The 12960-nt window shown below is 42.3% G+C and carries 13 protein-coding genes; 4 read left to right on the plus strand and 9 right to left on the minus strand.

All coding sequences use genetic code 11. From position 1 onward, the window contains the following. Window positions 1-281: 281 nt before the first annotated feature. From BN1765_RS16710 to BN1765_RS16720, 3 genes are all read right to left on the minus strand, one after another. On the minus strand, window positions 282-902 hold the full coding sequence (locus tag BN1765_RS16710) for an S-layer homology domain-containing protein (protein WP_050616176.1): 621 nt from the start codon (window positions 900-902) through the stop codon (window positions 282-284). Window positions 903-953: 51 nt separating this feature from the next. Then, a complete protein-coding gene (locus tag BN1765_RS16715) occupies window positions 954-2486 on the minus strand; it encodes a bifunctional metallophosphatase/5'-nucleotidase (RefSeq protein ID WP_050616177.1) in 1533 nt (510 codons plus the stop codon). A 268-nt stretch (window positions 2487-2754) separates the two neighbouring features. Continuing rightward, window positions 2755-3087 carry a DUF1904 family protein gene (locus BN1765_RS16720; RefSeq protein WP_050616178.1) on the minus strand — a complete coding sequence of 111 codons (333 nt, stop codon included), beginning with the start codon at window positions 3085-3087 and terminating at the stop codon, window positions 2755-2757. Between the two features lie 160 nt (window positions 3088-3247). Between BN1765_RS16720 and rluF the strand changes: the two genes are divergently transcribed. Next, entirely contained in the window at window positions 3248-3946 is a 699-nt protein-coding gene (gene rluF / locus BN1765_RS16725) for a 23S rRNA pseudouridine(2604) synthase RluF (RefSeq protein WP_050616179.1), read from the plus strand. A 227-nt stretch (window positions 3947-4173) separates the two neighbouring features. Here rluF and BN1765_RS16730 read toward each other — a convergent pair whose 3' ends face one another. Both BN1765_RS16730 and BN1765_RS16735 read right to left on the minus strand, forming a co-directional pair. Next, entirely contained in the window at window positions 4174-4383 is a 210-nt protein-coding gene (locus tag BN1765_RS16730; protein ID WP_050616180.1) for a helix-turn-helix transcriptional regulator, read from the minus strand. A 5-nt stretch (window positions 4384-4388) separates the two neighbouring features. After that, window positions 4389-4706 carry a DUF6442 family protein gene (locus tag BN1765_RS16735; RefSeq protein ID WP_050616181.1) on the minus strand — a complete coding sequence of 106 codons (318 nt, stop codon included), beginning with the start codon at window positions 4704-4706 and terminating at the stop codon, window positions 4389-4391. 400 nt (window positions 4707-5106) lie between these two features. Here BN1765_RS16735 and BN1765_RS16740 point away from each other — a divergent pair, with 400 nt between their 5' ends. Beyond that, entirely contained in the window at window positions 5107-6249 is a 1143-nt protein-coding gene (locus BN1765_RS16740; RefSeq protein ID WP_050616182.1) for a zinc-dependent alcohol dehydrogenase, read from the plus strand. A 262-nt stretch (window positions 6250-6511) separates the two neighbouring features. Here BN1765_RS16740 and BN1765_RS16745 read toward each other — a convergent pair whose 3' ends face one another. Beyond that, window positions 6512-7027 (minus strand): type 1 glutamine amidotransferase domain-containing protein, encoded by a 516-nt coding sequence (locus BN1765_RS16745; RefSeq protein ID WP_050616183.1) that lies wholly within the window; start codon window positions 7025-7027, stop codon window positions 6512-6514. 264 nt (window positions 7028-7291) lie between these two features. Here BN1765_RS16745 and BN1765_RS16750 point away from each other — a divergent pair, with 264 nt between their 5' ends. After that, window positions 7292-8389 carry an AI-2E family transporter gene (locus BN1765_RS16750; protein WP_050616184.1) on the plus strand — a complete coding sequence of 366 codons (1098 nt, stop codon included), beginning with the start codon at window positions 7292-7294 and terminating at the stop codon, window positions 8387-8389. A gap of 243 nt (window positions 8390-8632) precedes the next feature. Here BN1765_RS16750 and BN1765_RS16755 read toward each other — a convergent pair whose 3' ends face one another. Continuing rightward, window positions 8633-10048 (minus strand): NAD-dependent succinate-semialdehyde dehydrogenase, encoded by a 1416-nt coding sequence (locus tag BN1765_RS16755; RefSeq protein ID WP_147554268.1) that lies wholly within the window; start codon window positions 10046-10048, stop codon window positions 8633-8635. A 635-nt stretch (window positions 10049-10683) separates the two neighbouring features. Between BN1765_RS16755 and BN1765_RS16760 the strand changes: the two genes are divergently transcribed. Continuing rightward, window positions 10684-10947, plus strand: a complete 264-nt coding sequence (locus BN1765_RS16760) for a DUF1883 domain-containing protein (protein WP_050616186.1) — start codon at window positions 10684-10686, stop codon at window positions 10945-10947. A 235-nt stretch (window positions 10948-11182) separates the two neighbouring features. Here BN1765_RS16760 and BN1765_RS16765 read toward each other — a convergent pair whose 3' ends face one another. Next, window positions 11183-11968, minus strand: a complete 786-nt coding sequence (locus BN1765_RS16765; RefSeq protein WP_050616187.1) for a glucose-1-dehydrogenase — start codon at window positions 11966-11968, stop codon at window positions 11183-11185. Window positions 11969-11983: 15 nt separating this feature from the next. After that, window positions 11984-12841 carry a GRP family sugar transporter gene (locus BN1765_RS16770; RefSeq protein WP_050616188.1) on the minus strand — a complete coding sequence of 286 codons (858 nt, stop codon included), beginning with the start codon at window positions 12839-12841 and terminating at the stop codon, window positions 11984-11986. Window positions 12842-12960 lie beyond the last annotated feature (119 nt).

The raw sequence follows: 12960 nt of genomic DNA on the forward strand, positions 1-12960 counted from the left end.
AATTCCATATCATTCATTATCTTATCCTGCTTTTTTGCGGATTCGTTTCCTAGCCATAGCCGCCTTTTATGGAACCCCGCCCCGGAAAGTCCGGGTACGTCTTTACCTGACTTCATCCCTTCAGCCTGTCAGAGCATCACTGGATGCAGGAGGATCAGGCTCTTGCCATTTTAGCTATTGGGCAAGGGAGAGACTTTCACCCTCCATATCGAAGCAGCAGTTAGAGAAAGGCTTCTCCGCTTATTTCACCGTTTCTGACGGCTTATAAAGCAACGTTTCGTTTAATTGTGTTTAGGAGTCTTTTTGGTTGCGTCGGCTTTATGAAGCATTAAGGCAAAATCGCCTCGTTTTACATTTTGGCCTGTACCGAATTTCGATATTGTCAGCCCGTTCGCAATTTTATGGGCAATCAGTGCTGAAACAGCTTCTGTATATTTTGCACTCACATCGGTGAATGCGTTACTGCTTTGGCCTTTTAGGGAATAAGCTATTTGGATCCAAACAGCGAGTTCGCCGCGGGTAATGGGGGCATGGCTGCCAAATGCTGTTTTCGTTTTTCCTGACGTGATGCCCGCTTTCTTGATAGCGTTTACATATGTAACCGCGCGTTTTGGCACATCAGTAAACCCTGAGGCAGGCGCTTTTTCGGTATCCAAGCCCAATACCTTTGCCAAGATAATAGCTGCATCTGCACGGGTGATCTCTTTGTCCGTACCGAACGTCGTAGCATTGATTCCTTTGGCTCCTTTAGAAACCATAAAATCTATTGCTTCTTTATATTTTGGCGCTACGTCTGTAAAAGATGAAGAAGCCGATACAGCCGGTGCGATTGCAGACGCAGCAATTGCAGTCGCTGCAGCAGTTGCGATAAATGTGCGCTGTGTTTTTCTTTGTTTAGACATTTCGTGAATCCCCCTATTTTCGTAAACTGGTTTTATTATTGAATGAGCTGATTACTTCTTAGCTATGTCGACGATTCTTCCTTCAACTTCAGGAGAGATCGTTTGATTTGGTTGTGCCTTCAGATAGTCAGAGAATATCTCCCAATCAACAAAACCAGGTTCACTTACACGTCCCTCTTCGTATGCTTTTTTGAGGATTGGATAGTCATCCCCTCCGCGGGCCGTGAATACATTTGTCGCCACCATATATTTTTCCGTATCTACCAACGGCGTCTCTTTGCCGTCTTTTATGATATTCACGGATACGACACGGCTTCCCGCCGGCTTCGAGCTGTCATATTGGTATTTCACCCCTGCTACTTGAAGGAATCCTCCATCGGCAGCAGGCGCTGATTTGACACTGCGCTCTAAAATGCCTTTTAGTTCAGTTCCGGACAATTCAACCAAGCCGAGCGCATTCCCGAATGGCAGTACAGTCAAAACATCTGCGATCGAGATATTTCCGGCTGGGATTGTCGTACGGACACCGCCGCCGTTTTGCAGGGCAATGACCGTATCCTTATTGATGGTTTTGGCTTTGGCCAACATGCCATCTGCAATCAAGTCTCCTAGATTGGTTTCCATCGTCCGGGCAGGCGGGTTGCCGCCAATCAAATCAACGGAGGATTTGGCGACAATTTGCTTTTTCATCTCGTCAACAGCCGGTTTGTATGTTGAATTTAACAGGTCAGCCGCTTCCTTGTCCTCCTGGATGATGTAATTGCCTTTCTCATCTTTGGCATCGATTTCAATCAGCTTACCGTCATGCTTGGTGATGACACCTTTGCCATCAAATGTGACATTCAGCGTTCCGAGATACTTATTGTATTCGTTTGCCTGCACGATGACAGTAGGCGCAGCGAAATGCTTCACGACATCCGGCTCAGACATCTTATAATGGTCATGGCCTCCTACAATGATATCAATCCCTTCCACTCTATTAGCTAGGATAGAATCATTGTCGCCGCCGCCATCCTTATAACCGATATGGTTAACAGCAATGATTTTATTGATGCCTTGTTCCTCGAATACTGCAACGGATTTTTTTGCCGCATCAATATAGTCTTCAAAAGCGATACTGCCAGGGCTTGAAATAGTGGCTGTTTCTGCAGTTGTCAAACCGAATATGCCGACTTTTTGGCCATTGATTGTTTTCACGATGCCATTATAAATCTGGCCATTTTGCGGTGAAGACGTATATGTTCGATGAAAGTATGGCTTCATTAATTCATCTTTGGCAAAGTCGACATTAGCACTGACAAACGGGAATGAGGCCTTCTTCACAAATTCCACAAGCGTTTTAGACCCCTCGTCAAATTCATGGTTTCCGAATGTCATGGCATCATATTTAGCCAGTTTCATGAAGTCGAGATCAGCCTGTCCCTTGAACTTATTGAAATATAATGTTCCAGAGAAAACATCACCGGCACTCAAGAGAACGTTATTAGGGTGTTCCTCTCTTTGCTGTTTGATGGCCGAGATGGTGCGTGCGATCCCATCCAGATTTGCATGGGTATCATTGGTATGCAACACGGTTAAATCCATGCCATTCCCAGTTCACACTGGGCTGACACCGTACGGGCGCCTTTCAGCGCATACGGCGTTCCATCAATATTGGCACAAGATGTCATTCTTCCCAATCCTTATTATAATGGCTAATCGCTGAATATGGTAATTTTACTTAGTTGTGTGGGACTGATTAAAGTTTCACTCTATAATCCCAATATAGGAGTTATTTGAAATATCCTCGGAATACAAAAAAGCCCATGCACCGCCAAGTGGGCATAGGCCATTTTGATAAGCGCATCCATCACTATTCGGCGCAGCTTTCTCCATTCATATAGTAGCCTTCCTCCCGATAAATATTGAAGGCAACTTCTACTTCTTCCATTCCTAAGCCTAGAACATGCTTTGTAAGGATACCGGCGAAGGCATCTCTTACCTTCCGTCCCCTTTCAAACCATTCTACTTCAATAAACGGATACATCTCCGTTGTTTGGCCATCAAAGATGTACGTTGAATGCACGCATTCCAAAGTAAAATTGTCTGTACCGCACTCGCACAACTTAGCCAATTCCTCTACTAATGGTTTACTGATTTCTTTTATCTGTTCTACCGAAATTCCTCTAAAACGGATTTGAGGCATCTTTTTTCCTCCTGTCACGGACCGCTTTTATTGATCTTTATTATTTTGTCGTTATCTTACCATAATCATTACATTTCTCAAATAGCATTCCTATTTTACTTTCTGTTCTTTTTACGTTATCTTAAGTACACAAAACTAAAGATTAAAGGTGTGCTTATTGTTGCGAATTAATAAATTTATCGGTGAATCAGGAATAACTTCCAGACGCGGGGCAGACAAATTGATTGCCGAACGGCGAGTAACCATAAATGGGGCCATTGCCGAGCTGGGAAGCCGCGTGGAAGAAGGGGATGATGTCCGAGTCGACGGCAAACCAATTAAGACGGAGAAGCAGCTTGTTTATATAGCCCTTAACAAGCCGGTCGGGATCACTTCAACTACAGAAAGACATATAAAAGGCAATATTGTCGATTTTGTCAACCATCCATTGCGCATCTTCCATATTGGCCGTCTCGATAAAGAATCAGAGGGCTTGATTCTTATGACCAATGACGGAGATATTGTAAACGAAATATTGCGGGCTGAAAATAAGCATGAAAAAGAATATATCGTTACAGTTAATAAACCGATCACTGCCCAGTTTCTCAAACAAATGGCAAGCGGCGTGGAGATCCTGGATACAAAAACACTGCCCTGCAAGGTTGTCCAAATGTCCAAATATGTTTTTAAAATCATTTTGACACAAGGTTTGAACCGGCAGATCCGCCGGATGTGTGCAGCATTGGGCTACGAGGTAAAAAGTCTGCAACGGATACGTATTATGAATATTCGTCTTGACGGCCTTAAAGTCGGTCAATGGCGCGACCTGACGCCAAAAGAACTGGATCAATTGTTCAAAGACCTGAATTACAAAAGATAAAGTGAAACTTAGATTGGGCTTGGGGTTCATTCACTCCCAACCGATCACTAGATTTACTCTCAGGCTGAAGTGGCCAGTGAAAACGGGATAATAAGATATTGAAAAAGGATGGCCATCAGCATTATTAACGGGTTCTCTTTTGAGGTGCAAAAATAGAAAAAACACCTAAAATAGTACATGAAAAAGCAGAGTTATTTACATATAATAACTCTGCTTTTTATACATTCCTAATCAAAATAAAACATATCTTCAAATTTTTTATCCAGAGCAATACATAAGATTAATGCCAATTTTGCTGTGGGACTAAATTGACCAGTTTCAATTGAACTAATTGTTTGACGAGATACACCGACTATCTTAGCTAAATCTCCTTGGGATAGGTTTTTTTCTGCTCTTGCAACTTTTAATCTATTCTTTAAAATCAAATTTTCATTCATTACTTTTAAATCACCCCAATCACATAAGCTGTAATGAATCCAACCGTTGTGATTGCTCCCATAATTGTATTTATAAGAAAAAATTTTTTATCTGGTATTCTTTTATACTTATAAAATGATATAACAGTAAGATTAGCTGTCAAAATAGAAAGCATATCTGTTACTGGCTGGTTCGTAAACACTTTGAAGAATAGGTATAAAAATACTAATATAAATATCCCTATCATCCCTTGATAAACAGAATATTCATCTATTTTTCGTTCTCGTTCATCCATATTTTCATTTTCAAGTCGGCTTTTTTTCAAAATTTCCTCTTTATTCAATTAAAACAACTCCTTTCCTTTAAAACGACTTCTTTCCTTTATTAAGGATAGAATATCATATACAATTCGCAATGCAAATAAAACTTGTCATACTATATATAAAACTTTACATATTTACTATAAAACCTATCAACAATAAAGAATGCGAATTGCTATGCAAATTGATGTACTAAAAAAGGGTACATCCTGTTATATCAATAAAAATAGGGTGCGAAATCAATAGCGATTTCATACCCTATTTGTTTCGTTATTTGATAATTTGCACCCGAAAAGAGAACCTGTTACCAGCATTGTAGGGCCATCTTTTTTTATATTAGAATGTTTAGGCGCCTTCTGATTCCGGGTATATTCGTTAACTAAAGGGACATAACGAATATATATACCACTGAGGAGGATCTTAATGAAAGCTGTCACGTTCCAAGGAGCAAAAGATATTCAAGTAAAAGAAGTCGAAGATCCCAAATTACAGAAGAAGGATGACATCATTGTCCGTATCACATCCACGGCTATATGCGGCTCTGATCTCCATATTTATCAAGGGGCCATCCCTGCCCATAAAGATTATGTCATCGGCCACGAACCCATGGGAATTGTTGAAGAAGTCGGACCCGAAGTCACCAAAGTCAAAAAGGGCGACCGCATCGTTCTTCCATTCAACGTATCCTGCGGACATTGCTACTACTGCACCCATGATATGGAAAGCCAATGTGATAATTCGAACAAGTCCAAACCGGAAATAGATACAGGCGGCTATTTTGGTTTTACGGAGCGCTACGGCAATTATCCAGGAGGACAAGCCGAATATTTGCGCGTTCCTTATGGAAACTTTATGCCTTTCGTTATTCCTGAATCCTGTGAACTTGAAGATGAGGCGGTATTATTTTTATCCGACGTTCTTCCAACCGCTTATTGGAGTGTTGAAAATTCAGGCATGAAACCAGGTGACACGGTCGTTGTCCTAGGGTGCGGCCCCGTTGGATTAATGACCCAAAAATTTGCTTGGATGAAGGGAGCGAAGCGTGTCATCGCAGTAGACCGCGTCCCTTACCGTCTTGAGCATGCCAAAAAAATGAACAATGTGGAAGCAATCAATTTCGAGGATTACAGCGATACAGGCGCTTTCATCAAAGAAACAACGCATGGAGGCGCGGATGTGGTCATTGATTGCGTAGGAATGGATGGAAAGAAAAGCCCTCTCGAAGCCGTTGAACAAAAACTTAAGCTCCAAGGAGGGACATTGAGCCCAATCAAGATCGGAATAAATTCGGTCCGCAAATTTGGTACGATCCAATTAACCGGCGTATATGGTTCAATGTATAATATGTTCCCTCTTGGCAGCCTATTTGAACGGAATATAACGTTGACAATGGGGCAAGCACCAGTCATCCACTATATGCCGAAACTTTTCAAAATGATCTCTGAAGGAAAAATTGACCCAACTGAGATCATATCCCACAAAATTCCTTTAGAGGATGCCAGTAATGCATATAAAATTTTTAATGAAAAACAAGATGAATGTATCAAGGTTGTTTTAAAACCATAAAGTGAACACTAATCGGCGGGGGCATTCATCTCCCACCGATTATTCGTTGAACCAATCGGATTCTTACTGGTGCGCGCTCTCCCACATACACTTCTTTGTCAGCACTTCCGTGTTGAAGTAGAAGTCTTAGCGCCAGTTAAATGACAAAGGGGCTCCACGCTTAAAGACAGCGGGAAGCCCCTTTTTTACTAAACAACCAAAAAGCATTTGCTACGGCAAAAAGAGGAAGCGGCGGCCGCTTCCTCTTTTCAATTTCTCATTCTTATTTAGCTAACACAGCCAACGCTTCCCGATTAAAGGCAGGAATATCATCTGGTTGGCGGCTTGTAACCAATTGATCGTCAACTACTACTTCTTGATCCTCGAAGTTAACGCCGGCATTTTTCATATCTACCGCGATGGAGTGGTAGCCAGTCGCTTTTTTGCCATTAAGCACTTCAGCAGTGATTAGCAATTGTGGACCATGGCAAATTGCGAAGATTGGTTTATTAGCATCCGCAAATGATTTAGCGAATTTCACAAAGCGTTCATCTCCGCGCAATTGGTCAGGGGAGAAACCTCCTGGAATGAACAAAGCATCGAAATCTTCCGCTTTTACGTCATCGATTCCTTTGTCTATTTTCACTTCTGCTTCACCCTGTTTGCCTTTGACTGTTGCTCCTGCTTCTTTTTCTATTGTTACAACCTCATGGCCCTCTTTTTTAAATGCTTCCGCAGGTTGAGTATACTCAACGTCTTCGAAATAGTTTGTTAGAACAGTTGCAATCTTTTTACCCATAATATGAACATCCCTCTTTCTTTTTTTTGGTTATACTATGTGTTTACCCGGTAACCACGTCTTTAATCATAGAATAATAAAGTCTGAAAACTTCTACATGCCCTATTATGTCGGCCATTACAAAAAATCCCCTATCTTTCTTTTGTTTCTCGGCTTACAATAAGGAATAAGTCATAACAGCTATTAAATAACCATATGCTTGTCCATACTGGTTATGTGCATATGCTCTAACGTGGCACTTTTGAAAATTGAGGTGATTGCATTTTGTCCAGCGGTAAATTTAAGAATTGGTCTTTACAAATTCTCATTTTATTGACGATTATTTTTGTATCTACCAAAATATCCTTCCTGCTCGAACCGATCGGCATCTTTTTCTCTACGCTGTTCTTCCCTTTATTGATTTCAGGATTTCTATTTTTCATTTTCAACCCTGTCCTGAAAATATTGCAGAAATGGCTGAAGCTGCCTAGGATTATCGCCATCATTTTACTATATGTCCTTGTGATTGCGTTGATTTCCCTAGTGATAGGCAATATTGTGCCAATCATTACGAAGCAGATTTCTGCTTTTATTGAAGCTATTCCTGTTTACGGCAAACAGATTGAACAATTCTTTGATAGATTGACCGATTCCAAAGACATCCAGACGCTTTTAGCGAATGACTATATTTCTCTGGAAACCTTCCAACATAAACTGACGGAATTCATGAATACACTGCCCGGTAAAATCACCAATGGCGTGTTCGGCATCTTTGGCTTCGTGACAAATGCAACGATTACGATTGTCACAGTTCCTGTCTTGCTGTTTTACATGTTCAAAGATGGCCATCGCCTTCCGGTAGCGTTGGCGAAGTTTATACCCGGTTCCTACCGTAGAGAGGGATTAAAAATCATTGAAGACGTAGGAACAACTTTATCCAACTATATCAGTGGCCAAGTTACTGTTGCCTGCTGTGTGGGTATCCTGTCCCTGATCGGATTCCTGATTATTGACGTTCCCTATGCTCTTGTCATGGCGTTGATTGTCGCTGTAACGAATATCATCCCATATGTTGGCCCCATTCTTGGGGGCGCGCCGGCAGTGATTGTAGCCTTATTTGATTCTCCTTTCCAGGCAGTGCTGGTTGTCATTGTCATCACAATCGCCCAGCAGCTAGAAGGGAACTTCCTGTCTCCATTGATTCTCGGCAAAACCCTTGATATTCACCCTGTTACCGTCATTGTGATGCTTCTTGTCGCCGGCAATATTGCCGGAGTCATCGGAATGGTACTGGCAGTGCCAACTTATGCTGTCTGCAAAACGATTATTTTAAGCATGATCAAATTGCTGAATGCACGCAAGCAAGCAGAGTTAGAAACCTAAAGTGACATTTTAATCGGTGGGGGTTCATTCATCCTCCGCTGATTATCAATTGAACCAATCGGATTCTAACTGGCCCACTCGCACTTCTTCATCTTTGCTCTTATGTTGAAGCAGGAGTCTTAAGGCCAGTTATAAATGAACAAGAAGTGCATCACTGGATCATTAGTGATGCACTTCTTTTCATTTACAATATGACATGCCATCGTCACTTCTCCTTATCAGGCGCTTCCGCTTGTAGTACACCTACAGCCCCAGAGAAATGAACTTCACTTCCAAAAATTCATCGATTCCATGATGGCCGCCTTCACGGCCGAGGCCGCTCTCTTTATAACCTCCAAAAGGAGCCTGGGCTACGGATGGAAGGGCATCATTTAAACCGATAATGCCATATTCTAATGCTTCCGTTACTTTAAGGGCGTTCGAAATATTTTCGGAATAGACATATGCAGCCAATCCATAAAGGGAGTCGTTAGCACGTTCGATTACTTCTTCAATATGTTTAAACGCTGCAATAGGGGCAATAGGGCCGAAAATCTCCTCTTTCATGCAAAGCATATCCTCGCTGGCGCCTGTTAAAATGGTCGGCGGGAAGAAACAACAGTCCGCTGCCAGTTCTTCCTTGCTTTGGTAGGATATGGCCGCTCCTTTATCAAGCGCATCTTCCATAAACTCTTTCACCTTTTCCTTTGCGTCCATATCGATCATCGGCCCGATGTCGACGCCCTCATCCATCCCATTGCCGACCTTCAGCTGCTGCAGTTCTTTGATAAACCATTCAGTGAAGGAAGCGGCCACCTCTTCCTGAACGTAGATACGGTTTGTGCAGATGCATGTTTGGCCGGCATTCCTGAATTTAGACTGGACCACCCCCTTTGCCGCCTTTTTCAGATCGGCATCCTTAAGGATAATAAAAGGGGCATTGCCGCCAAGTTCCAGCGATATTTTTTTGACGGTTTCTGCTGCTCCCCTCATAAGTGTTTTCCCCACCGCCGTAGAACCTGTGAAAGTAATCTTGCGGACGCGGGAATCCTTCAGCCAGCTCTCACCGATTTCAGAAGATCTCCCAGTGACGACATTGATGACGCCGGGAGGAATGCCTGCCTGATGGGCCAGTTCCGCCATTTTCAAGGCTGTAAGGGGTGTCTGCGAGGCTGGTTTCACTACAACAGTGCAACCAGCCGCAAGGGCAGGCCCAACTTTGCGCGTGATCATGGCTGCAGGAAAGTTCCAAGGAGTGAGGGCTGCCACTACGCCCACTGGTTCTTTTCTGACAAAGATGCGTTTATCTTTATGCGAAGCAGGGATGCTTTCACCATATATGCGCTTTCCTTCCTCTGCATACCAAGAGATAAAACTGTTTGCGTACCCCACTTCACCAAGAGCTTCTTTGAATGGCTTCCCTTGCTCCTTTGTCATGATTTCAGCCATTTCCTCCTTATGTTCCTGAATAAGGGCAAACCATTTGATCATAATAGCGAAGCGTTCATCTGCCGTTTTTTGGGACCACAGAGGAAAAGCCCTGTAAGCGGCATCGACTGCTTGCTTTGCTTCCACTGCTCCACCAGTCGGGACAGCAGCAAGTATTTCGCCTGTGGCCGGATTATTCACTTCCGTGAGGTGTTCACTCTCATGCCCTATCCAGCAGCCATCGATATACATTGGCTGGATTTTATATTTTTCATGTATCTTATCCATCGTTTACCTCCTTGAATGAAAAAACAGCTTCCATAGTCCCCTTCTTCCAGTTGCTCGTCCTTGATCACTAAAAGCATGAGTAAACAGACCACTAAATGCTGATACCTTAGCAACAGTTGCAGAGCAGCGTTGCAGCAACATCTTAAAAATGGCCCAAATCATTCTATCTTAATTCTCGTAAACTTTTTTCCTTCTATATAGCCTCCACCTTTCCTAGCTTCCGTTATTAAAAAGAAAGACCTCTACTGTTCTCTGCTCCGGCCTTTCACCTCTCTATTGCCCGCTCGAATTGATAAGCGGCAACTTGGGACAGTACCTTCTTACTTACATCTATGATTCGATCTCCCTTTTCATAACCAGCTTTTTAAAAAAGCTCTTGTTTTTTGTTTTGGATTGCCTTTATCCCGATAGTAGGGGATGAATGTCTCCCTGCTTATCCAGGCTTTTTGAAAAGTATGTATTGCATCGGATTCAGTAAAGTGGAATCTTTCTTTCGTATAACCCATTTTTTTAAAAATAGGAACTTACAAAATATTTTAGGACTTTAGGAGGAATTAAGAGGGTTTATGTCGTAAAATAGTTCTTAAGGAGTGAGTAATATGAATCATTCAGATTATCAAATTGAGCTAAGCATGTGGGATTCAGTGGTCATTAAATTAGACCGCCCAGCTCTCGTTATGCTGATGGATGATAAAAATTATGCCAATTACCTTAAGGGCTCTAAATTCAGATATTATGGTGGCCATACAGATCAGAACACCATGAGAATACCAGCTCCGAACTCAGGCCACTGGCATGTTATCATCAAAAAATCGGGATCAGTAGGACCAATCAAGCATAGCATTCAGATAATCAGAAACTAAAAAAGACACCCCTCGTGAAGTGTACCCTAATTGTTGGACAAATGTTCAACAATAGAGGGGCATTTCGGAATGGGTGCTTTTTATCTCCTTGGGACCAGTGCTAGGACTCCCACTGCAAAAGATACGTAAAAAGAAAAGTATAAGTGGGATCAAGCGCTAATAAGAATCCGATTGGTTCAATTAACGAAAGGTGAGGAATCCCCCACCTTTCAAAGTTTCATTTATTATTTTTCTATTAACCTCTGCCGGCTTGGAAACCTGGGTATTTTGTCATAGCTCCATCCGGATAGATGGTATTGCCCGTAACATAGCTGGCTTCCTCTGATGCCAACCATACAGCACAAGCTGCAACTTGCTCTGGTTTACCGATATAGCCCATTGGGATTAAATCTATTACTCCTTGTTTTGCTTCTGGATCTTCGAATTTTTCCGCATTGATTGGCGTATCGATGGCTCCCGGAGAGATATTGTTCACTCTGATGCCTTTAGGAGCATATTCCAACGCCAATGTTTCAGAGAGCATCTTTACGCCACCTTTGCTGGCTGCATAGTGAGCGAAATGCGGCCATGGAATACGGTCGTGGACAGAAGCCATATTAACAACTGCCCCTTTTATATCATGCTCAAGCATATATTTAATTGCTTCCCTGCTTCCAAGGAACATGCCTGTTAAGTTTACATCAATGACTTTTTGCCAATCTTCAAGAGGCAGCTGATCTGAAGGAACCTCATTTTCCATACCAGCATTGTTAACCATAACATCCACAGATCCAAAAGTTTTAGCCGCAAATGAAATCATGGATTTTACTTCATCTTCTTTTGTCACATCCACTTTGAAAGCTGCCGCTTGTCCGCCGTTTGATTCAATATACTCAATTATATCTTGAAAATCCTGGTTATTCTCATGATAACCAATGACCACCTTTGCCTGTTCCTTGCCGAAACGTTTAGCCATCGCTTTCCCCAATCCTGTACCAGCACCTGTAATAATAACTACTTTTCCTTTTAAATCTTCATACATAATGCTCTCTCCTTTTTATGATCTTTTTGTAAAGCCCAACAATACACCGCCTGCAATAACAAGCGCACAGCCAATGATGATAAACGTCAGTTGTTTCTTTGATTTCTTTTCACCCAACAAGAAGATTCCGCCGAGTGTAGAGATCACGATACCCATTTGCGCAAATGAGAAGCCAATGGCAACTCCCACTCTGGGATTTGCCAATAACAGCCCGATATTACCGATTGCCCACATAATTCCCGTAATAACGTTTCGCAATGCGTATTTATTGAATGGTTTCTTTTTAAGCGACAAAATAAAGGCTGTTATGAACATACCGATTGCCTGCGGCAGAATGGCGGCCCAGCCATTAATATCAAACCATCTTACAATGACAACATAAAGAACATAACCAATTGTTGAAATGAACAGGAACATGGCTCCTTTTTTGGCGTTCCCTTTTTCCCCCTCTTCACTGCCCTGCTGAAAGCCCGTCAGAATAACACCGGCAATGATACAAAGCAGTGCGAGGATGCCCAGGATGACTGTCGTTGTGTCCGTCCATTCCTTGAAAACAACGACACCAAAGAAACTAGTACCCAACAATTGCAGTCCTGTGGAAATCGGGACCGTTTTCGCTACACCAACTTGTTTCACACTATTAAACTGGTTAAGCTGGCCGACTGCCCAGCCTGCACCGGAAATGATGCCTACAATCCAAATGGTCGCATCCAATTGAGGCTGCTTGATAAAATACATTACAATAGCAAATAAAAAAGCCCCGGATGTAATTCCCAGGGTTTGGGAATACGAGTTACCACCCAACTTTTCACTGACGAGTACCAAACTGCCCCACGTCAGAGCCGGCAATAACGCAAACAATATACCCTCCATATAAATCCCTCTCTCTTCCCAGTAAATTATTACTCTATTCGAATTAATTACGATTAATTATTCAACTATATTGTTTATTCCCCCCTTCCTTCTAAAAGAAACTTCGTTTTAGATAAAAA

The organism is Bacillus testis (assembly GCF_001243895.1).
In the GTDB taxonomy this organism is placed as follows: domain Bacteria; phylum Bacillota; class Bacilli; order Bacillales; family DSM-1321; genus Bacillus_AD; species Bacillus_AD testis.

Coding starts and splice junctions, on each gene's coding strand:
- BN1765_RS16710 (WP_050616176.1), bottom strand. CDS start 902: ATGTCTAAACAAAGAAAAACACAGCGCACATTTATCGCAACTGCTGCA.
- BN1765_RS16715 (WP_050616177.1), bottom strand. CDS start 2,486: ATGGATTTAACCGTGTTGCATACCAATGATACCCATGCAAATCTGGAT.
- BN1765_RS16720 (WP_050616178.1), bottom strand. CDS start 3,087: ATGCCTCAAATCCGTTTTAGAGGAATTTCGGTAGAACAGATAAAAGAA.
- BN1765_RS16730 (WP_050616180.1), bottom strand. CDS start 4,383: ATGAATGAAAATTTGATTTTAAAGAATAGATTAAAAGTTGCAAGAGCA.
- BN1765_RS16740 (WP_050616182.1), top strand. CDS start 5,107: ATGAAAGCTGTCACGTTCCAAGGAGCAAAAGATATTCAAGTAAAAGAA.
- BN1765_RS16745 (WP_050616183.1), bottom strand. CDS start 7,027: ATGGGTAAAAAGATTGCAACTGTTCTAACAAACTATTTCGAAGACGTT.
- BN1765_RS16755 (WP_147554268.1), bottom strand. CDS start 10,048: ATGTATATCGATGGCTGCTGGATAGGGCATGAGAGTGAACACCTCACG.
- BN1765_RS16760 (WP_050616186.1), top strand. CDS start 10,684: ATGAATCATTCAGATTATCAAATTGAGCTAAGCATGTGGGATTCAGTG.
- BN1765_RS16765 (WP_050616187.1), bottom strand. CDS start 11,968: ATGTATGAAGATTTAAAAGGAAAAGTAGTTATTATTACAGGTGCTGGT.
- BN1765_RS16770 (WP_050616188.1), bottom strand. CDS start 12,841: ATGGAGGGTATATTGTTTGCGTTATTGCCGGCTCTGACGTGGGGCAGT.